The 21,394-nt window shown below is 49.9% G+C and carries 16 protein-coding genes; 5 read left to right on the forward strand and 11 right to left on the reverse strand.

All coding sequences use genetic code 11. The features are described from left to right. Positions 1-225: 225 nt before the first annotated feature. The 7 genes from RSX24_RS11840 to RSX24_RS11870 all read right to left on the reverse strand — a co-directional run bounded on the left by RSX24_RS11840 (position 226) and on the right by RSX24_RS11870 (position 10,864). On the reverse strand, positions 226-2,415 hold the full coding sequence (locus RSX24_RS11840; protein WP_343260699.1) for an MMPL family transporter: 2,190 nt from the start codon (positions 2,413-2,415) through the stop codon (positions 226-228). A 179-nt stretch (positions 2,416-2,594) separates the two neighbouring features. Further along, on the reverse strand, positions 2,595-3,248 hold the full coding sequence (locus RSX24_RS11845) for a response regulator (RefSeq protein ID WP_339278391.1): 654 nt from the start codon (positions 3,246-3,248) through the stop codon (positions 2,595-2,597). After that, a complete protein-coding gene (locus RSX24_RS11850; protein ID WP_236413860.1) occupies positions 3,248-4,447 on the reverse strand; it encodes a sensor histidine kinase in 1,200 nt (399 codons plus the stop codon). Before RSX24_RS11850 ends, RSX24_RS11845 begins: the two co-directional genes overlap by 1 nt. Positions 4,448-4,692: 245 nt before the next feature. Next, complete coding sequence (locus RSX24_RS11855; protein ID WP_343260700.1) at positions 4,693-6,345, reverse strand: DUF4179 domain-containing protein; 1,653 nt, start codon at positions 6,343-6,345, stop codon at positions 4,693-4,695. Then, positions 6,329-6,862, reverse strand: a complete 534-nt coding sequence (locus RSX24_RS11860; RefSeq protein ID WP_343260701.1) for an RNA polymerase sigma factor — start codon at positions 6,860-6,862, stop codon at positions 6,329-6,331. The genes RSX24_RS11855 and RSX24_RS11860 overlap by 17 nt, the downstream gene beginning before the upstream one ends. A 309-nt stretch (positions 6,863-7,171) precedes the next feature. Further along, on the reverse strand, positions 7,172-8,407 hold the full coding sequence (locus RSX24_RS11865; RefSeq protein WP_438286813.1) for a chromate transporter: 1,236 nt from the start codon (positions 8,405-8,407) through the stop codon (positions 7,172-7,174). 426 nt (positions 8,408-8,833) lie between these two features. Next, positions 8,834-10,864, reverse strand: coding sequence for a LuxR C-terminal-related transcriptional regulator (locus RSX24_RS11870; protein WP_343260703.1), 2,031 nt, complete (start codon positions 10,862-10,864; stop codon positions 8,834-8,836). Between the two features lie 116 nt (positions 10,865-10,980). On the opposite strand from RSX24_RS11870, the gene ilvB reads away from it, so the two are divergent. Together ilvB and ilvN are read left to right on the forward strand one after the other, a co-directional pair. Then, the gene (ilvB, locus tag RSX24_RS11875) at positions 10,981-12,729 is read left to right on the forward strand and encodes a biosynthetic-type acetolactate synthase large subunit (protein ID WP_343260704.1); all 1,749 of its coding nucleotides are present in this window, start codon (positions 10,981-10,983) and stop codon (positions 12,727-12,729) included. Then, positions 12,722-13,198 carry an acetolactate synthase small subunit gene (gene ilvN, locus RSX24_RS11880; RefSeq protein WP_343260705.1) on the forward strand — a complete coding sequence of 159 codons (477 nt, stop codon included), beginning with the start codon at positions 12,722-12,724 and terminating at the stop codon, positions 13,196-13,198. Before ilvB ends, ilvN begins: the two co-directional genes overlap by 8 nt. 165 nt (positions 13,199-13,363) lie before the next feature. On the opposite strand, the gene RSX24_RS11885 is transcribed toward ilvN, so the two are convergent. From RSX24_RS11885 to RSX24_RS11900, 4 genes are all read right to left on the reverse strand, one after another. Next, positions 13,364-14,362 carry a hypothetical protein gene (locus RSX24_RS11885; protein WP_343260706.1) on the reverse strand — a complete coding sequence of 333 codons (999 nt, stop codon included), beginning with the start codon at positions 14,360-14,362 and terminating at the stop codon, positions 13,364-13,366. 85 nt (positions 14,363-14,447) lie between these two features. Beyond that, a complete protein-coding gene (locus RSX24_RS11890; RefSeq protein ID WP_343260707.1) occupies positions 14,448-14,663 on the reverse strand; it encodes a DUF6366 family protein in 216 nt (71 codons plus the stop codon). Further along, positions 14,660-16,177 (reverse strand): response regulator, encoded by a 1,518-nt coding sequence (locus RSX24_RS11895; protein WP_343260708.1) that lies wholly within the window; start codon positions 16,175-16,177, stop codon positions 14,660-14,662. The genes RSX24_RS11890 and RSX24_RS11895 overlap by 4 nt, the downstream gene beginning before the upstream one ends. 12 nt (positions 16,178-16,189) lie before the next feature. After that, entirely contained in the window at positions 16,190-17,959 is a 1,770-nt protein-coding gene (locus RSX24_RS11900) for a cache domain-containing sensor histidine kinase (protein ID WP_343260709.1), read from the reverse strand. 207 nt (positions 17,960-18,166) lie between these two features. On the opposite strand from RSX24_RS11900, the gene RSX24_RS11905 reads away from it, so the two are divergent. The 3 genes from RSX24_RS11905 (at position 18,167) to RSX24_RS11915 (ending at position 21,254) form a co-directional block, all read left to right on the forward strand. Next, the gene (locus tag RSX24_RS11905; RefSeq protein ID WP_236413848.1) at positions 18,167-19,480 is read left to right on the forward strand and encodes an ABC transporter substrate-binding protein; all 1,314 of its coding nucleotides are present in this window, start codon (positions 18,167-18,169) and stop codon (positions 19,478-19,480) included. Positions 19,481-19,549: 69 nt separating this feature from the next. Further along, positions 19,550-20,422, forward strand: coding sequence for a carbohydrate ABC transporter permease (locus RSX24_RS11910; protein ID WP_236413846.1), 873 nt, complete (start codon positions 19,550-19,552; stop codon positions 20,420-20,422). A 1-nt stretch (position 20,423) separates the two neighbouring features. After that, positions 20,424-21,254, forward strand: coding sequence for a carbohydrate ABC transporter permease (locus tag RSX24_RS11915; protein WP_236413844.1), 831 nt, complete (start codon positions 20,424-20,426; stop codon positions 21,252-21,254). Positions 21,255-21,394 lie beyond the last annotated feature (140 nt).

The raw sequence follows: 21,394 nt of genomic DNA on the forward strand, positions 1-21,394 counted from the left end.
CTCACCTCCGGTAGAACGTTTTTCATTTCATGGCTGGAGACACTTGCGACTAAAGAAACCGCACTAATCAATCACACTCGATCACTGCGAGTACAGTACCGTCTTCCGATCGCCATTATCCCCGATTTTTACGAATCTCCTTCTTCGAGGGGAAAATCTGGGATTGGTTCTGCCTCTCCGTTGACGTGTGGCATATTTTTGGCGGTTTATACAGCCACCTTGTCCTTACGCCGCTTTGTCCCGTTCAAGTTCCTGCAATACGCTCTCGCCTTCAATATCAAGGTTCGGTATGAGGCGATCAAGCCACTTCGGCAAATACCAGGCAGACTTCCCAAGGATCGTCATGATGGCAGGCACCAGCATTAAACGCACGACGAATGCATCGAACAGAATGCCGAATGCAAGCGCAAACCCCATCGATTTAACGATCGGATCTTCAGCCATCATAAACCCCGTGAACACCGAGATCATGATCAGGCCGGCAGACGTCACGACAGCACCGCTATTTTTGATTCCTGCCAAAACGGCTCGTCGCGCATTCCCCGTATGTTTATACTCTTCCCTCATCCGGCTAACCAAAAACACTTCGTAGTCCATGGCGAGCCCGAAAAGAACGCCGACGACGATAATCGGCAGGAAATTCAGCACAGGCCCGGGAGCTTCGAATCCAAACCAGTGGCCCAGCTTGCCATCCTGAACGACATAAACGACGAAACCCAGGGTTGCCATAAAGGAGAGCACAAAACCCAGTACTGCCTTGATGGGTACAAGCAGGGAACGGAATACAACCATAAGCAGAACAAAGGCCAAACCGACAACAACCAACCCAAATTTCGGGATTGCATCATTCAATTTCTGTGAAATATCAATGCTGACGACCGTGCTTCCGGTCACCATGACCTGCACGTTTTGTTCTTTTTGCATCTCAGGGGCTTTGCTGCGAATCTGTTCCACAAGCTCTTTCGTTTGAACGTCATGCGCACCTGTGGAAGGAATGATGCGGATCATGCTGACTTCTCCCGACGAACCTGGGATTGCAGGGGACACACTGGCCACATTCGGGAATTTTTTAAATTCGCTTACCACCTGATTTATCTTTTCCGTATTCGAATCGTTCTCTTCATTGCCCGACGTTTTCGCCAGCACAATAATCGGATTGTGGTATCCGGCGCCAAAACCTTCGGATAACAAATCGTATGCCCGACGCTCCGTCTTGGCCGTGGACTTTTGCGCATCATCCGGCATGCCCAAATTCAAATGACTGAATGGTGAAGCAACGATGGCAAGCAGGCCGGCCCCGATCACCAGAATGGACCAAGGTCGTCTTGTCACGAAACTTCCCCAGCGGCTATCTACGCCCGTTTTTTTGGACTTGCTCACAAACAGGGATAAGAAACGGTTTTTCTTTTCCGGATCCAACCGTTTTCCAAGCAGCCCCAGAATGGCGGGCACAATAACAATTGCTGTGATGACCGCCGTGAATACGCACAATGCACCTGCAATCCCCATTGCCGTCAAAAACGAAATCTGTGCGACGGAAAGCCCAATCAGTCCGATGATGACCGTGATGCCCGCGAATACGACGGAACTACCCGCAGTAGCATTGGCAATCGCAATGGATTCATGTATGCCATATCCTTCTGCTCGTTGCTGACGAAACCGGGAAACGATGAACAACGCATAGTCGATGCCCACGGCAAGTCCAAGCATTGCTGCTAGTGAGAGGGAACTTGAAGTCATTTCCGTTACATTCGAAGCCAAAAGCACGCCCATCAGTCCAAGTACGAGCCCCACAATAGCAGTAATAATGGGCAGCATGCCTGTCAGAAACGAAGTGAAGGTAATGGATAAAATGATAAAGGCAAAGAGGATGCCGATGGCTTCGGTCGCCCCGCCGGTTTCCATCTGCACGTACCCCGTGCCGGTTAGCTCAACTTCCCAGCCTGCATCGCGCATCGCATGAGCAACCTGTTCCACCCGTTCTTTGGACTGGTCTGTAACTTCGTCACCCGCAACCTTGTAGTTAATTATCGCAACCCCTATGGTTTGGTCTTCGCTAATGGTATTGGTGTCATAAGGACTTACAGTCGATTGTACGCTTGTATCCTTGGCGATTATTTTCAAATTCTGCTGAATGAACTGCCGGGCTGAACTTGCGGACAGATCTTCATGCCAAGGCGTTTTCATCACCATTTGAATCTTTCCGCCATCATCTTTCGGTGAAGGGAACTCCTTGGACAGCAGCTCCAATGCATCCTGTGATTTCAATCCAGGCATGGACGAACCTTCACCAAACGCCGGTCCGATGGATAATGCAAAACCTGCGGTGAGCAGCAGGCTCAGTAATCCGATCCATATCACTTTCAATCGATTTTTGGCCGACCACCATCCCAGTCGATACAACATTTTAGCCATTCCGCCAACAACTCCAATCCAATAACATTAAATTTCTTGATCTGTTATTAGGTTAATGGAGATTGCGCGCAGCAGCATCGTACCATCGGGCATGTACCTTTGGGCAAAAACGGGCAAGCCCGTAACCAACCAAAAAACGATCAGATGGCCATCTGATCGTTTCGCATTCCTTTAACCCTCTATGATTTTAATATGCCGCGTTCCATGGCGATGGCAACGGCCTGTGATCTGGAATCGACGCCAAGTTTATTATAAACGCTCGTTAGATGCGCTTTGATCGTACGCTCGGATACATCCATGGCTGCAGCAATTTCTTTGCTTTTATATCCTTTGGATACAAATTGCAGAATCATAAGTTCTTTGTCAGTCAGTGCCAACTTGCTGCTTACCGTGGTGCTTTCGCTTTTGGGCTGCATCTTGGCCTGGATGACCTTCTCCAACATATCCGAGGAGAGCAGCGTTTCACCTCTCACTGCGGATTCAATGCTGCGGAACAGGCTTTCGCGGCTGGTATCCTTAAGCAGATACCCCTTGGCGCCGAGCGCAAGCCCTTTAATCATCAATTCGTCCTCATTATAAGTGGTCAAAATGATGACCGGCACTTCACAGTTTCGATCCTTGAGGATTTGCATCGCTTCCAATCCGCCCATGACCGGCATGTTCAGATCCATCAAAATGATATCCGGCAGCTGTTTCTCCAGCATTTGTACGGCTTGTTTCCCGTTTTCCGCTTCAGCGATGACCTGAAATTGCTCGCCTGTCTCCAGAATAAGCTTGAGACCTTCACGGACCACATAATGATCGTCAACGATCATGATTTTATACGTATTCATCATTCATCATGTACTCCCTCATCCAATGGGATTTCCAATGTAATGCATGTTCCGTCTTCACTGCTGGACAACGTAAGCGTTCCGCCCACTAATCTGGCCCGCTCTTGAATGCCAAGCAATCCGTAATGCCCGGAAAGTTTGCCGATGGTGTCCACGTTAAAGCCGACCCCGTTATCCTTAATCTCAATGGTTAAGGCACCATGCTGATCGGTCACCGTCAATAATACCATGTTCGCCTTGGCGTGCCGAGCAATGTTCGTAAGGCATTCTTTAACGATGTGCAGACTATGCTCCATGATGAGTCTCGTTAAAGGTCTGCTCCATCGAATAGTCGCTTCGATCGGAATGCCGGTAGCATGTTTGAAATGAATCATCTCGTCTTCGATGCTTTCCTTGAAATTCATATCAGACGTTGAGGTTGACCTCAGGTCATCGATGGCCCTTCTTGCCTCAGCCAATGTTCTTCGTGCCTGCGTCAGCGACTGCTGAACAATTTCGTGAGCCCGCTCGGTGCGTCCTTGCGCCAAATGCGCATTCGTCGCTTCCAGCCGCATGATGATTCCCGCAAGTCCTTGTGCGAGCGTATCGTGCAGATCCCTTGCCATACGCTGCCGTTCATTGGAAAGGGTCAGCTCCTCCACCTTTTTATGCGCTTCCTGCAAATCCATGAGAAAGCTTCGAATACGAAGCCGTTCATGCACTTGGCGAAAAAACAACACCGTATACGCGATGACGATAATCAGCATCATAATGAAGATGGGGATAAATAAGAAGAGCTCTTGTCGCTCTCCCACCGTTAAGGCAGAATCAAAAAAGATCATGACACTAATGATGGAAACGAACACGGCTCTTTTGACGCTAAAGGAATATCCGAGCGTTTGCGCAATCAGCGCCGGAAGCAGCCCGATCAGAACAGGCTGATACCCTTCTGGCATAATAATGGCGCAGGAGTAAATCAAAATACTTTGTAAGAAAAAGTATAACCAGAAGTTTTTTTCAAGGAAGCGATAAGAACTGAGATGAAGATAGACATGAATGATAAACAGTAAGGAAAAACACAATGACGAAACGATCATGGGTTCCTTGATCGACTGCATGATTATCGTAGCTGCGTATACCAGTCCAAGCCAGATCAGAATGGGCAGCCTGAACGCAAACAGTTCATTTGTATCCTCTTTATTTTTGAACTTGCCAAACATGAGGTTCCCCCTATAGTCGTCTTATTCCTTTATCATACAACCGATCCACATTTAATACATTGTCTGAACGGGCAAACGCGCTTCCCTTTTGGGCAAAGTGACAGTTAAATAAACGCACTAAAACGCGTGTGTATGTCTTTTTCGGTTATATATAAGCTAAAAAAGCTGCCAGCAGGCAGCTCTTTAGGAAATTCATACGATATTGTGAAAAGGATCGTTCTGTTACTAACTTCTATGGATAAATATCACTTTGTTGTCGTAAGCGGAATGCGCAGCTCATCCTGTTTCTGTCTGGTGGTATAGTTGTGCACATACAAATCCAGCTCAGCAGCATGTACGTTTTTGAACACATCTGTATGCTTGTTTTCGGCATCGTTATAAAACTGTGGCGTCGAATACTGTTTGTCGCCCCCGCTCAGGAAATAGGTTTGGTTGATCCCGCCAAAGGTACCGTCCGTGCTTTCCGAATCGACATACAGATTCCCGTCCTTGCTGTAATAGGTCCACTTGATCGGAAATCCATCATAATCCGTTGTCACCGTCCGGGGGTGTTCTGAAATATTTTGCAAACGGATGGGCACTCCGCTCCCCGCATGTTCGTCTACGCGCTCTTTCGCGATCAATGTCATCGGTTTGTTGACGAGTTCGTCCATGTCCATCAGGATGGAGTCGTTCTGTTCAAACCTCAACTCGGTCTGGTAGGGATCGGGTGTTCCCTCGACATTGACGTAACCGTCCATGATTTTTCCGCCGACCTCCAGTTGATAAGTCCGGTATGGCAATCTGAAGTATTCTTCATCATGGTTCAACGTTACGCGAATCTGCGTTGGCGTCACAACAAGTTCGTTGATGTCCACTTTGGAAGGATGGTCAAGCAGCGGTAGGTTCAGTGCCTTCTTGAAAGCCCCTGTCTCCATTTGCTGCCCCGACAAAGACAGGTCCAGGCTCCATGTCCCCTCCGTTCGTGCCTGTTCATGTGTGTATGCAAAGGTGAAACGGTTTCCCTGCTGCTGCCATTTCTGTTCATCGAATATCTGCCTGCTGAAGTATTCCCCCGTTGGGCCGTCCGTGCCATAACCCGGGCTTTCTGTTTCTTTGATGAGGCTCTGATCCTTGTCATAGGCCATAATTCTTGCCCAGGTCTGAGCCTTCAATTCGGGTTGAGCAAAGATCACGCTGGATTGAATTCTCGTCTCTCCTTCCGCATGTTTGAAGGACTGCACTTCAACCGATAAAATTCCGTCTTTCTGAATATCGAACTTCTGTGTGCCCGAATCCGCAGGGTCCAACGCAATGGATTGCTGCACATCTTGAAGATAACGTACGTTGGTAATGGAGAATTGAAGCTGTGACTGCGGCTTGTCCATCACCTGCTCTGTTTCGTAATAACCTTGATATACGCCCTGCTCCGCGTTCCACTCCTGATAATAACGTCCTCCAAGCGGCGTCCCGTTGGCGTCTTTAAGCACGATCTCGTCATATCTGACTTCTTGTCCATTCATGTGTGCTTCCGGCTTTAGCGTATACAACAGAACGGTTCTGTTTTCATCGGTAAAAGCGGTGTGAACCGTTAAAGTAACTCCATGGTTCGTCACGCTTTGTTCGATGACTTGTCCGTAACCGGCCTTTAGCGCGGATTCGATGCCCGATTTGGTGGAAAGGATGCTGCTCCAATCGTATTGGAAGGCCGCATAGACGGGAGTTGCAAGCATGGCAGCCGATAAACCAAGCACGATGGCCGTTTTCGTTTTTGACCTGTTGCGTGAGTCAACGCCCTCAATGCCCATGCGTAATTCGTCCTTTTGAATGCTGGCAAACATTTGATCAAAATCAGGATAATTGACGTGGTTTGCATGATTCATATGGTTTTTAACCTTGGTTTCAACGGAGTCCAACATAACTCTCTCCTCTCATGGTGCGTTTTTCGTAACTCTCCATCTTCTTTCGGATCAACTTCAGAGCCTTGTGCAGCCTTGAATTTACCGTCCCTTGGGGTATGCCTAGCGCTGCCGCGATCTCGGCAATGGTAAGATCACCGATAAATCGCAGCGTCATGACGCTGCGCAGCTTGTCCGGCAGCATCTGCAGTTGTTTCTCCAATTCCTCGTTCGAAAATTTGGTCATGACGATGTTGTCCACCGCATCGGTTTTTTGGCTCATCTGGTCGTGCAGTGCTTGCAATTGATTCTGCTTGTCATGTTTGACTTTGTTTTTTCGGATCACGTTCAGACACTGGTTCATCGCAATGCGCATAATCCAGCTTTTCAGATAGATCACGCTTCTCCAGTCCTGGCGGAACACGATGACGAATACGTCGTGGCAGGCGTCTTCCGCATCCTGGCTGTTCTTCAGCATGTACAGGCAGGTACGATAAACATCTTTGCTGTAAGTTTGAAACAGTTCATGCTCGTTCACCCCTGACGCTCCTTTCTGGATGAGATATCTATTAGACAAGCGAGAGCGAATTTTTCTTCACTTTTTTTATTATGCCATGACCATGGTAGAGGGTATATTTGCTTTTTTGAAAGGAGTGTGGCACATCATGCGGTTTTTCGATGGGCGTGGGAATGTGTATGGATTCGTAAATATGATGAGCGGAGATTGTTTTTTCTTTTGTGAATTTTTCATATATTGTAATAATATAAATAGCGATTAAAAAGGTGAAACCAGCCCAATTTTACGCCGGTTTCACCTTCGTTGATGGAATAATTAATTAAAACAAGGTTAAATGAAATTAATGATCGTACCTCCCAAGGCGCCAGCAACAACCACGACCCACGGCGGTACTTTCCAAAAAACGAGCATCAGAAATAAAAAGGATGCCAGTGCAAAATCAACAGGGGCCACAATCGCCGTAGTCCAAAGCGGATCATACAGCGCCGCCAACAGGATGCCTACAACGGCTGCGTTAATCCCGGTTAAAGCTCCTTGCATTTTTGAGCTTTTGCGTAAAGAATTCCAGAAGGGCAGTGCACCTACGACCAAAAGAAATGCAGGCAAAAATATAGCGAGCGTGGCAATCAAAGCGCCTGTAAACCCGCTTATCATTGTTCCCAAATATCCAGCAAAGGTGAATAGTGGCCCAGGTACAGCCTGTGCCGCACCATACCCTGCCAAAAAGTCGGACTCGCTGACCAGACCTGTAGGGACGACTTCACGTTCCAACAGCGGAAGAACGACGTGACCACCGCCAAACACAAGCGCTCCCGATCGGTAGAAGCGATCAAAGAAAGACAGCCAGCCCGAGCGATCCAACGGGCTAAGCCACGGGAGAAGAATAAGAAGTCCGACAAAGGCAGCTATACAGAAAAGGGCGAATTTACGGCTAACGGGTACGGACAAGTCTGTCATCTCAGAAGCTGCTGTTTTACGATATTGCATCATTCCAAGGATGCCTGCAATAACAATCATCAGGATTTGAGTGAAGGCCGTTTGCCACAAGAGGATTACGGAAGCGGTAACCATAGCAAGGGTTGCCCTGCTGCGGTCAGGCGTCAGTTTTTGCCCCATCCCAAGCACGGCCTGGGCGACAATGGCAACAGCAACGATTTTAAGACCATGAATCCAGCCTGCACTTCCAATATCCATCCCTTGCAAAAGGAGAGCGAACAACATCAGAGCAATGACTGATGGAAGCGTAAAACCTAGCCAGGCCGTCAATCCCCCAAGCAATCCGGCACGGATGACGCCAATGCCAATCCCTACTTGACTGCTGGCAGGGCCAGGCAAAAATTGACACAATGCTACTAAATCCGCATAGCTTCGTTCATCCATCCATTTTCGGCGGCGCACGTATTCTTCATGAAAATACCCCAGATGGGCAATCGGTCCTCCGAATGAAGTCAGGCCGAGTTTGGTGGATACGGTCAACACTTCAAGAAGGGCTTTGAGTTTGCTTTTCGGTTCATGCGGGGTTGCAGCTTTATTGTTTTCCACGCGCTTTTGATTCCTCCTGACCATTCGTTTGCACGATCTGATTCATTTCACAGTGTCAGAGAAGTAAATCTATTCCCTTTTCCCGACAATATAAAGCGCAAAAAACATACACACGTTAACGGAGAGACAGGACCGATCCGAAGAAGCAAAGCGTGCGCTAAAAGCTTTCTGAAAGAAAGCTGCATCGGAAGCATAGGCTTATTACCGGATTTTCCCTTTTGAAAAAGGGATTCGAAAAAATCTGGGGATAATGGCGCTCGGAAGATGGTACTGTACTCGCAGTGCCCTAGTGTGATTGATTAGTACGGTTTATATACCCACATTATAACGATCATTTTCGCATTCCATTTTAACTCGGGGTTAAATAAAGTGGATAAAGCTTCATAACCGCAAACAAAAAGCCCGGTTCATCACCGGACTTAAATGGCAGCCTAAATGGGATTGCATTTTTTAAAGGTCTGTCCGCGAATTCAGCAGCTCGGCAGCAATTTGCGTACGGTTCTTTAGGCCCGTCTTTTGCAGCATCGCATTCAGATGTTTCTTGACGGCCGCTTCGCTAATAAACAGCGAGCCGGCAATTTCCTTATTCGTGGACCCGCTGGCAATGCGTTCGGCTACTTCAAGCTCCCGCGGGGTTAGTCGGCTTATCAGGGAGCCCTCTGCTTTTCGTCGAGCCGAATGAGGATGTTCTTTCATTGAACCATTTTCCGTTCGTAAACTTGCCGTCTTCTCCAAAAATGCGTGCAGCTTGTTCCCACGGGTATCCAAACGGTACGCTGCGGCCTGAACGCCGCCGTTGTAAACATAAGGACATTCTATGCCGAGTAAGGGTTCAAAGCCCATGCTGATATGGGAATCCCGGTAAAAGGGCAATGCCGGAGGGCAAGCGATGAGCAAAGTCCCTGATAAAACGTGTTCCATGATCAGATTAACGCTGTCCGAACGCAATTCGCGGCTTTCCGGGTCCATCACATCTACGGCGAATATAAATTTGCATGTCTCGTTCTCCTGCGGATCATGTGCCTCCGTTAACAAACGGAAGCAAGGAGCCGAAAGCGGGTTCCGCAGTAAATACGGCAGCGTATCGGCCCGAACGGACAGCATTGCCGCCAGCCCGAGAACGTCGCCATCCGGTCCCCGCAGCAGACGGAACGAATCCAGCCCAAATGCGGTCAATTCGGCTGGATGCCATCCGGTTAACCGGAGCAGGCTCTCTTGCCCCGTCAACTCATATCGGAACCACTCATCACTGTCCGGATCGGAGCATACGATTCTGGCCGTCTTGGCCGCGGCTTTCCGCCGTTCAATATACTTCTCCATTTCCGGCAGTGTCTGCTCCGTCACCGGCTCCCAATAATTTGCCGAGCTGCGATTGTACCGAAAATGTGCGCGCAGAATCGGATGGCCGGTGTGGCTGATCAACTCGTATATATCCGCAGCGGCGCTTGACCCCCCCTCCATTTTCGAACGGATCCGTTCGTTAAGAACTGCGATCAGACGCTCAAGGTACAGCGCGAACGTATCCGGCTGCCGTTCCCGAAAACTCTGCCGGGCAGCGTCACGGACAAGGTCATGCAGCTGCCATCCTCTCGCAGAGCTTCCGACAAAGGAAAGCTTGATCAAACGTTCGAATACTTCGCGAGGCAGCTCTGCCTCCATCATCCGCTGCAGCATTTCGAGATCGAAGCTCCGTGGAACGGATGCCGCATATACCAAGGACCGGAGCGTTTCGTCAGGCACCTCCTCAAGCCAATATTGCAGCAGTTCCGCGTGCGTTTCCCGCTTAGCGCTGCTGCGGAATTGGCCGCTTCCCGTATTGACAGCGAGCAACGACAAGGAAAGCGGATGCCCTGATGAGATCAGCCACAGCCGGTCGATCAACGACTCGTCCGTGATTCCCTGCCGCCGGAGATAGGTCCTAGCCTCCTCATACTGCAATTCGGACAGCGGAAGATTAACGATCAGCCTCCTCCATAACGAAGACAGCTTCCAGGGGCCGCCCAGCGGGTACCTCCCCGCAATGACGATCAGCAGGTCGGACCGGAGAAGGGGGAAAAAGGTTTCACGGAGCCAAGAATCAATGCTTCCGGCCTCCTCGTATTGATCCAGTGCGAGCACGATCCTTTTTCCCGCCGCGCTGTTGTGGAGATGCTCGATAATTCGTTCTGCAGTCACTGTCCCCATAGGTCTTTGCCCATCCGAGTCCAGTCTGGACGCCAGATCCTGCATAAAAAGGTCCGGGCTGCCCATATAATCCTGCATGTCCATCCGCACGAACCCGGCACCGACATTGTCCGCCAAGCGGCTAAAGCGCGTCAGCAGCGTGGTTTTGCCGATTCCGCCCGTGCCGTGCACGTTTAATATTTGTGCCGTTCCCTCCCTGCCGGCTTCCAGCATCCTGCCGAAATATTGGCATTCGAAGGCTCTCCCCGTAAATTCCTCGGCACCAAGCCTGATCATGACATCCCTTATCGTTTCCATGTTCGGTATGCTCCCGGTTAAATTATTAGCCAAAAGTATACTATCAAAGTAACAGGATGGGTAGTACTCTCCTTCGTTTCCGCATGTTACCGTGTAAATGAAGGGAGTGAATGTGCATGAATCCAACGGATCGTGAACGTTTGTTAAAGAGAGACCGAATCAGCGGATCGGAGATACTGCTGCGCACCCTGCTTCTTGAAGGGGTTGAATGTGTCTTCGGGTATCCTGGGGGCGCCGTGCTGTATATATATGATGCGATGCATGGAAACCCGGATTTCAAGCATATCCTGACCAGACATGAACAAGGAGCCATTCACGCCGCAGACGGATACGCCCGCTCCACTGGCAGGACAGGAGTTTGTCTGGCAACATCGGGACCTGGTGCAACGAATCTGATCACCGGCATTGCGACCGCTCATATGGACAGCATTCCGCTGGTCGTTATAACCGGCAATGTGGCTACGTCGCTGCTCGGCACCGACGCTTTCCAAGAAGCCGATATCGTCGGTATGACCCTGCCGGTGACCAAACACAGCTATATGGTACGTACGGCGGATGAACTGCCCCGAGTGCTTCGTGAAGCGTTTCATTTGGCCAATTCCGGACGAAAAGGACCGGTGCTGGTCGATATCCCGAAAGACGTTTCCGCTGAGATGACAGAGTTTATATATCCTGAGGAAATCTCCATACGGGGCTACCAACCGCTTCCCTTTGTCCGACCGGATCAAATCGGCAGGTTGGCCGCCGTTCTGCGGAGTGCCAGGAAACCGCTCATTCTGGCGGGGGCAGGCATTATCCACGCCGGGGCTGAACAGGCGCTGTCGGAACTGGCTCGTCACTGCGGCATCCCGGTGACGACCACGCTGCTCGGAATCGGGGGATTTCCTTCCGATGATCCTCTTTCGCTCGGCATGGCAGGCATGCATGGAACGGTTACCGCCAACCGGGCTTTATTGCAGTGCGACTTGCTTGTCGCCGTTGGTTCCCGGTTTGATGACCGGGTGACCATGAGGCTTGACGGCTTTGCTCCGCAGGCAGTCATTGCCCAAATCGACATTGACGCCGCCGAGATTGGCAAGCTGGTGCCTTCGTCCATCTCGGTTACGGGGGATGCCTGCACGGTACTCCGCGCACTGCTTGATGAGCTGCGGGCAGATTCAGGTACGTACGGCCATGCCAACCAAACCGCATCGTGGGTTTCCGAGCTGAACCGGATGAAAATGCTTCACCCGCCGCGTTACCGCAAAGACGGACAGGAACTGAAGCCCCAATATGTCATCGAGATGATTGCCGAAACCACCGGGGGCGAAGCCATTATCACGACGGACGTCGGACAGCACCAAATGTGGACCGCGCTGTTCGGACGCTTTAACCACCCCCGTACGCTGATCACTTCAGGCGGCCTCGGTACGATGGGATTCGGCTTTCCCGCTGCGATTGGCGCTCAAATCGGTAATCCCGGGCGCACTGTCATATCGATCAATGGCGACGGCGGAATGCAGATGTGCGCACAGGAACTGGCGGTGTGCGCCATCCACCAAATTCCGGTGAAGATTGTTGTGATCAACAATCGCACGCTGGGCATGATCAAACAGTGGCAGGAGCTTGTCTATGAAGGACGCCACAGCCATATCGATTTGTCCGGCAGTCCGGATTTCGTCAAACTCGCGGAAGCTTACGGCATAACGGGATTAAGGGCGCAGAACCCAGAGGAAGCACAACGGGTGTGGCAGCTTGCAATGGAAACGGAAGGACCTGTTCTGATCGATTTTGTGGTCGATCGGGATGAGCTAGTATATCCTATGGTGCCGCAAGGGATGGCGCTGAGCGATATGATGACGGGGGAAGAGATAACCAATGGATAGACATACCATTTCCGTATTGACCAATGATCATCCGGGGGTGCTGCAGCGGGTCGCCAACTTATTCAGCCGCAGAGGATATAATATCGAGAGCATTACGGTAGGCGGCTGTGAGCTCGAAGGTTTGTCGCGGATGACGATCGTCGCCGCGGGCAACCGTCAAATGCGCGATCAGCTGATCTTGCAGTTGAGCAAGCTGGTCGACGTAATCCAAGTCCATTCGCTTGATCCCGCTCCCAAGCTGTCGCGGGAATTGATGCTCGTGAAGCTGAAGGCGACGCCTGGCCAGCGGCAGGAAATTGGCTCGATCGCGGAAACGTTTCGATGCACCATTGCCGACGTCGGTCTGGACGCGCTCGTTGTGCAGGTTGTCGGCGAGATGGCGCAAAACAATGCCCTGCTTCAGCTTCTCGAGCCATATGGCCTGCTTGAGCTGACACGAACCGGGGAAACCGCGATGAGCCGGCCGTAAGTTGGATGACAAAAGGCAGCCAAGGACAAGCATTTGTCCTTGACTGCCTCCTCGGCTAACAGCTATCGTCCTTTAAAGGCACGGGAACCAAGTTCCTGTCCTCAACATATAAAAATCGGCAGGACGGTCCCTTTTTTTCAAAGTGTCCATCTTGAGGGTTACCATTCACTTTTTTGCGGGGATTACTAGCAGTGGCTCCCAGGTCAATCCTTCCTCGCCCATTTTTTTGCGCTGGTCGGAAATGTTTTGCAGCGTTGCATTACGCTGCTTCTCGAGCGCCTGGATGGTTTCCAGATAAAGCTTCTGAATCTTCAGATCGGCGGATGCGACCTTTTCGGCGATCTCCTTTTTGTAAGCCGCAGTATCTCTGGAAATTTGGGCGGTATAGTCTTTATACAGTTTGCTGTATTGCTGCTGTGCTTTGGATTTGCTGATCTTTCCGATCGAATAACGATACAACGGGCTGGTGAGGTAGTCAGTGCTGGAGTTTTTCATTAAAAGATACATCGGGCTGGTGAGGTAACGATCCGATACCGTTTTTTTCAGCGCAAAAGCGGGACTGGTTAAACTGTCTGGATCAACCGCTTTTTTATATTCGGCCATGTAGCTGGTCAGTGCGTTCTCGTTGATTGCGCGGTCGTATATGCCCATCGTGCTGCTCAGGGAATTGCGGTTGGCCGCCCGGGAGTAAAGACCCATGGGGCTGCTGAGCGAGTTCGGATTGATATCGCGTTCGTACTGATTCAATGCATCCCGCAGCTCGCGGTTATCCCCGTATTTTTCCGTAAGTTTCGCCAAATCCGCCTTCAGCCATTCGTTCCACTTTTTTTGGTCTTCCAAAACAATGCTTTCCAGTTCGTCCAGGCGGCTGTTTTGTTTCTGAAGATAGGCTTTGTATGTATCCGTCGCCTTTTTCATATAAGCGTTATAATTTGAGACCGTTTTCTTGTTATACGCCTTGTATTTGTCCCATATCTGGTTGATCCATTTGCTGTCTGCAGCCTGGGCGGAACCCGCCGGCAGAAGGGCCAGGGACATCAGCAGCAAGCTTAAGGCCAGGAGCCCACCTCTTCGTAGAATGATGCCTTTCCTCTTCTCGGTACCCGTCATCTTGTATTTCTCCTTCCAAGCGAATGTGATTAGAATCAAGGATATTTTATCCAAATCTGCCTCCTGTTCCAATAGTTCTATTGAACCTTCCTAAAAAAACACCTGATTTGGCGACTTCACCTCGATCCACACGCCCCATTCAAAAAAAGCCCGGCATTACGATGATCGCAGCGACAAGCACCAGCACAACGATCAAGGTTCCCTTCCACCCCAAACCGCGCATCAGTTCAGACAGGTTGCCGCCCGAGGCCCGATCCATACCGTCCTTAAATACCACCATCGGAGAATCTTTACGTTGTTCTTCTTGAATTAAACGTTCCCTCATGTATTCCGGCGTTTCCTTGTTTTCACTCACCTTGATCCCTCCCTTTTATGCTCCTTATACTCTGTGGGCGTGAATCCCGTGTATTCTTTGAACACTTTGGAAAAATAGTGCTGATCGCTGAATGCCAGCAGGTCGGACAGCTCCCTGAACTTCATGTGCGGTTTGCTCTCCATCAGCCGGCATGCTTCTTTGATTTTCAACCCTGTATAATACTGAACAAACGTACTCTGGGTAAAGTTTTTAATGACTCTGCTAATATATGACGGACTCACGTGAAATTTTACGGCAAGGTCATTGATCGACAATGACGAGTATCGGTTCATTTTCATATATTCGTCAATCTGCTCGAACAGCACCTCTCTGCTTTTGCGGGAATGCGATTGCAGCATGTCGAAGCATTGTCCCGTCCACGCCATGAACGCAATGCCAAAATCGGCATAATTCTTTTCTTCAAGCAGCTGTTTAGCACGTGCTTCAAGACCAAGCCGAATCCCCGACCCCCGCTCCTCCAGCAAATGGGCAAACGTATCGACCAATAAACCGATGAATCGTTCCAGCTCCGCCAGCTGTACATTATGTTCCTTCCATTTCACCAGCAGCTCGGACAGCTTCAGTTGAAAACGTTCCTTCTGATTCCGTTGGATCATGCGCACAACGTCCGTTTCCGGAGCGATGCCCATGCTTCCTGTTTCCGAACGGGCAAGCGAAACGGGATTCCCCGTATCCAGCGCACATCCCTGATTGATCCGCTGCTGCTCCCCAATAATTCCGGAGATCCGATGGTATAACTCCGGCAATCTGCCGGATTCGCCGGTTAACAGCTGTCCTCCGATCATTACGTCCATGCCCTGCTTTGATAAGTGCCGCCGAACGGATTCGAGGCACTCATACACGGATGAGTAACGATCCAGAACGGCACGGTTTACGAACGCAATGATTTGTTGCGAGCTCTGCGCCGGAAACGCCTTGCAAGGATAAGGAGCCAAATATTCCGTCAGCGCATACAGGATCGTCTCTCTTCCCCACTGTTGGCCGCCGCCTGTGAAAGGCTGTCTGCGAAGAACAAACATCACCTGTCCGACCAAGGACAGGTCTTCTCCCAGCTTGAAGTTCGCGTATAACTCGGGGGCTACGATATCCTTCAACAGCTCCGCATCATTGGGCATTTGCCGGTTCAACTGGTCGATGACGCGAGCCATGACCTCTTCCAGCGCTTTGCGATCCACTGGTTTGAGCAAATAATCAAACACCTGCAGATTCAACGCTTTGCGCGTATATTCAAAATCGCTATAACCACTGATCAGCACCACTTTAAGATTCGGGTGCAGTTGTTTGACCTGTTCAATCAATGATAATCCGTCCATTTTGGGCATCCGGATATCCGTCAGCAATATATGGATGGACTCATGGCGTATCGCCTCAAGCGCCTCCTCTCCATTCGTTGCCGTGGCGACGACCCGAAGCGGCATGTCGAGCGCATCCAACAGGGTCTTAATGTTGCGCAAGATCGGTTTGCTGTCCTCTACAATGATGACGTTGTACATCTCTTCCGCCTCCTACTCTTGGTAAAAATCTTGGCTCATGGAGCCAATAATCTGTACCGTTGCGCCTTTTTCCTGATCAGAATGGTGATTGAAAATATTAAACATAAGCCGATTGGCATACATCAGCTGGAGCCGGTTGACGCTGTTGACGATCCCCATGTTGCCCAGCCCGGTATGCCGGATTTGTCTTTGACTCGCATTCGAAGCGTTCTCTCGAATATTGTTCATAATTTCCTGTATTTTCTCCGCCCTGAATCCGTCCCCGTTGTCTCTGATCTCCAAAGCCCATAAACCGTTGAATTGTTTTACGGTAATCCGGATGCTCCAAGGAGGAACCGTATTCATAAATGCATGCTCAATGCAATTTTCGACAAAGGGCTGAATCACCAGTCTCGGCAGTTGAATTTCGTTGGACAAGTCGTCCGATACGATCTCCCATTCCAAATCTTCCTCGTACTTCTGTTGAACCAACGACAAGTAATGCCTCGTATGTTCAAGCTCATCGGCTAAAGTCACATGCGCGTATGGAGAAGATACGATATAACGCAAGCTGTCCGACAAATGTTTGCACATATCGGAAACAACGTTCGTTTTGCCCTCTTGGGCTGCAATGCTGATGAGGTATAACACATTATGAATGAAATGAGGAGCGATCTGCGCCTGAAGCGCCGAATTCCGGGCCATGACTTCTTCATGCAGCGCCACTTTCTCCCGGTCGATCGATTGCTGCAGCCGCTGCATCAAATCCTGGAAGGCTTCATTCAGCAGCAGCAAATCGTTATTTTTGGGACGATCGTCAACCTTTAAATTCATATTGCTATAATTGATGCGCCAGATCTGGCTGCGAAGCTTGCGGATGGGAAGCAGCAGGTTCCGCGTCGAAACTAAAATGTACACAAAAGAAACCAGCATAAGGGAAGTAATGAGCAGGATCGAAATCAGCTGCACCGAATTCACCGATCCAAATACGGATTTTCTCGGCGTAACGATATACGTAATCCATCCCGAATGCAAAGATTGGGAATGCGTTATGTAATTGCCTTGCTCATCGACATCCAGCCCCTCGGACGACGACGGTTCAATTTGTTTCACTTGCTGGGCACCCTCATCCAAGCCGGTCATCTGCTCTCCGTATTGATTAAGGATATAGACCTCTCCAGCCGTTACTCCTTCGGTCAGCTTTTGCACGTAATCCTGGTCCATCTGAATGTTCAGATAACCGTATATTGTGCCATTCTGATCATTGATGGAGCGGATGAACGAAATGGTGTCCGCATGCCGGAGCAACACGAATCCGCTGCCTGACCACTGCCGCCCCGCCTCACTGCCCTCCAGCGTCCGCTGCAAGGACAACTCCCGATTGGTTGCTCCCAAGTACGAAGTAAGCATGACCCCTCTTGGATCATAAATGGACATGTCCTTGATATTCATGCTAGGCCCAATCGCTTGAAACATGATATCTTTTAACTTGCGAATTTGCTTTAGTCTCTCATAGCTGTTCTGGGCCTCATAGCTTTTGTCCATGGTAGCGAAAATGTCTTTATTCGACAGCAGCCGCTGTGACAGCTGGTTCTGATGATCAATATAAAGGTCAACCTGCTCCCTGACTTTGGTCGCCGTCATCAACATATCCTGAACCGTTTTTTCTTTAAGAGGCCGGATGACCACGACATTGACGTACACCAGGAAACAACCCAGCACAAACAACAGCAGTGCCAGAAACGTCAGAAACACCTTGGTTTGCAAACTGAATTGCGTTGCGCGATGCATGAACTTGGCCACTTGCAGACCGCCTCCCGTTCTGTCTTGTTGTCGAATCCGTTTGCATTCATTCCCTACTGTATCACGAGTGATCATGAAATGATAGCGATTTCAAGTTCAGAATTTTACACATCAACGCTCAACCACAGACATGTACCCTGCATGGAGGAAAACGTATAATCAGGTCTGTAAGCGGATTCAATCAAACGTTTTGGAGGGGGATTTGCATTGAAGATTCATCAAAGAAAAAAAACGGCGTCCGTTCTTCTGGCCGGATTATTGTCCATCGCGTTGACGGCATGCGGCTCGGGTAGCTCGGATTCAGGAACGTCCGCAGGCGGCGAAAGCAAAGGTGGCAAAGTCACGCTGGAGCTGGCCATCTCCAAAAGCTCTCAAGATTCGGCCTTTATCCAGCAGGACATTTTGGACGAATTCGAAAAGCAAACCAACATCGCCGTGAATTTGCAGCTTATTCCGGCCGAACAAACGACGACCGTCCTGCAAACCAAGCTGGCCGTGGATGAAACGCCGGACATTATTCAATACAACCTGGCCAGCGCCGTTACGGACTTAAACCTGGAACGCAACTTCGAAATTCTGGATAACGAGCCTTGGGCAAGCAGAATCGTGAACAAAGACGTTCTGTCTGCAGGCGGCCATATTTACAGCTTCCATGTCAGCCAAGATACGGGTATGCAAGGCGTTGTGTACAACAAACAGATCTTTGCCGACCTGGGCTTGTCGATCCCGAAAAATTTTGATCAATTCCTGGAAGTCAGCGAAAAAATCAAAGCGAGCGGCATTACGCCGGTCTTTATGCCTTATAAAGACGCTTGGGCAGCCAACATCTGGCCTGCGGCAGCCTTTGCCGATTTTGTGTCCAAAAATGATCCGACCTTCTTCGATGACTTGAACAGCAACAAAAGAAAATGGTCTGACATCCCGGAATTCAAAACCTTCCTGGAACAGCAGTACGAAGTGTATAAAAAAGGGTACACCAACGCAGACGTGCTTAGCGACAGTTACGACATGGCGGTTGGCAAGTTCCTGAACAAGGAAGTCGCCATGATGTTTATGGGTGACTGGTTGATCGAAGGCGTGGCCCAGCAAGACCCGAGCATGGAATTGGGCGTATTCCCGATCCCTTCATCCGAAGATGCTAGCCTGGGTGCAAGTCCACTCGGCGGTCAGCTGTTCATTCCGAAAAAAGCGAAACATTTGGAAGAAGCCAAAAAGTTTCTGGACTTCATCGCTTCCAAAGACGTAGCGCAGAAAATCGTAGATTCCAAAGGCTACGTATCCAATCTCAGCGACGTAACGACGCCGGAGCTGCCGGCTTACAAACAAGACATCGTAGACAACTACATTACGCCGAAGAAAACCGTGCTGACGACGGATGCATACATGCTGGTTGACCGCAGCGAGCTGTACCGTTTGCTGCAGGATCAGTTTGCCGGCGGCATGACGCCGGAAGAAGTGCTCAAGGCTTGGGACGAGAAATTCAGTCAACTGATGCAGGACAAAGGCGTAGCCGGTTTCTAAGAGAGCGAAATAAAGGGCAGCATGACATTCCAGATGTTGTGCTGCCCAAGCCATAACGGAGCGTGAGACATGAAAAGGGCAAAAAACTTATATTCGTATTACATGATACTTCCGGCAATCCTCATCTACTCCATTTTTTTCGTCATTCCGGCCCTTGCGGCCTTCTATTATTCGTTTACGGACTGGCGGCTCGACCGGATCGACCTGAAATTTATCGGCTGGGCCAATTTCGAAAAAATCTTTTCCGACAAAACGCTTATTCTCGCGCTGAAAAACACGGCCATCTTCGCCGTAGTCACGGTCGCGGGCAAAAACATCATCGGTCTTCTGCTTGCGGTAGCGCTGAACATGCGATTGAAAACGAAAAACCTGCTGCGCGCGATTTTCTACTCCCCTTCCATTCTCAGCATTCTTGTGATCAGCATTTTGTTCACGCCGATGTTGCGTACGGAAGGTACGATTAACAACGTACTTGATGCGGTCGGCCTGCATTCGCTTAGCCAAGCCTGGCTGACGAATCCTTCGCTCGTCATCTGGACGATTGCCATCGTGTCCATCTGGCAGAGCGCCGGGTTTCAAATGGCCATCTATCTGGCCGGATTGCAATCCATTTCCCAGGAATACTACGAAGCGGCCAGGATCGACGGAGCAAGCTCCTGGAAAAGCTTCTTTAAAATTACGCTGCCCCTCCTGCTGCCTGCCATCAACATCAACGTGATGCTGACGCTGATTGGCGGACTCAAAGTATTTTCCGAAGTATACGTCATGACTGGCGGTGGCCCGGGCAATGCATCGCAGGTCGTCGGTACAATTATTTTGCGTTCGTTCGGCGAAGGCAACTGGGGACTTGGTACCGCGGTCAATACGCTATTGTTCGTGGCAGTCACCATCATCGCCATTCCGCTTCTGATTTTCATGCGGCGCAAGGAGGTTACCGAATAACATGGGATACACACGCAAACTCGCCATTCGCAATTATATTGTGGAGGGCATACTGATTCTCGCTTCACTGCTTATTCTTTTGCCACTGATCATCCTGATTTTCGGTTCGTTCAAAACGAGTGCCGAAGTGCTCAGCTTCTCGCTCAGTTTCCCGAAAGAGTGGCAGTTCTCGAACTACGTTAAAGTATTTCAAGAAGGCGGATTATCCCGCGCTTTCTTGAACAGCATCTGGATTACGGGGATCTCGTCCATCATTAACATCGTTGCCTCTTCGGCAGCATCGTTCATTTTGGCACGCAGGGAAACGAAGGTTTCCGGCGCGATCTATATGTATTTCTTCATGGGATTGATCGCCCCGATGTCCATCATCACGACGATTCGCGTCGTGCAAGGACTTGGATTTTACGGCAGCATCACCAGCGTCATTCTGATCTATGCCGCGCTGAATACGGCATTCAGCGTGTTCCTGTACAGCGGTTTCATCAAAACGATTCCGAAAGCGCTGGACGAAGTGGCTTTTTTGGAAGGAGCGAGCGTCTTCGGGGTCTTTTTCAAAATCGTCACGCCGTTAATTCTGCCTGTTAACGCCACCGTTGCAATCATGGTGTTCATGTCCGTGTGGAACGATATCACGATACCGGTTTATTTCCTGACGGATAGCTCCACCTGGACGATGCCGCTTTCCATCTACAACTTTTACGGCAAGTACAGCCGGGACTGGAACCTGATTTTCGCCAACCTCGTGCTGACGTCGCTGCCCGTGTTCATTCTTTATTTGTTCGGCCAGAAATATATCGTCAGCGGCCTTACCGCCGGTGCGGTGAAAGGTTAATTCATGTGGTTGGCTATATAAACCGCATTAATCATTCACACAAGGGCACTGCGAGTGCAGTACCATCTTCCGATCGCTGTTATCCCCAGATTTTTTGATTCCCCTTTCCTAAGGGGAAAATCCGGTGATAAATGCGACCG

It is taken from the genome of Paenibacillus hubeiensis (genome assembly GCF_032334105.1).
Taxonomy (GTDB): Bacteria; Bacillota; Bacilli; order Paenibacillales; family Paenibacillaceae; genus Paenibacillus; species Paenibacillus hubeiensis.